The sequence below is a fragment of the Vibrio sp. T20 genome, from assembly GCF_007858795.1.
Classification (GTDB): domain Bacteria; phylum Pseudomonadota; class Gammaproteobacteria; order Enterobacterales; family Vibrionaceae; genus Vibrio; species Vibrio satsumensis.
The window spans coordinates 1-293 of record NZ_VFEB01000142.1 but is presented as its reverse complement, the minus strand read 5'-3'; the positions used below and the strand labels follow the sequence as shown (position 1 = coordinate 293).

The window sequence follows — 293 nt, the reverse complement described above, 5'->3', positions numbered from 1 at the left end:
ATCAAGCGAAGACGAGCTAACCACTGGTGGAAAAATCCAATTCTTTACCGATGGTGAGCACGCATTTGCCTTGTGTGGCAAACAGTGTGACGACTCTTTCGACGGCGAGTTGATGGTTAAGCCAATGAACTGGTTTGTTCGCGGAAACCACGCTGAGTTTATTCAAGCGGCGATGGAAGCGGGTTTTATGCTTCACAAAGTGACGGACTACAAGTCTGCGGTGAAGTACCACGGTGAATATATCGTTTATCCTGCAAACCAAGGCAATCAATTGGCTGAGATTCCAATTAGCT

At 46.8% G+C, this 293-nt stretch carries 1 protein-coding gene; it reads left to right on the top strand.

The window, feature by feature from the left end:
• Positions 1-293, top strand: a 293-nt coding sequence (locus tag FTW16_RS17710) for a DUF2913 family protein (protein WP_146492016.1), incomplete at both ends; no start/stop codon positions are given.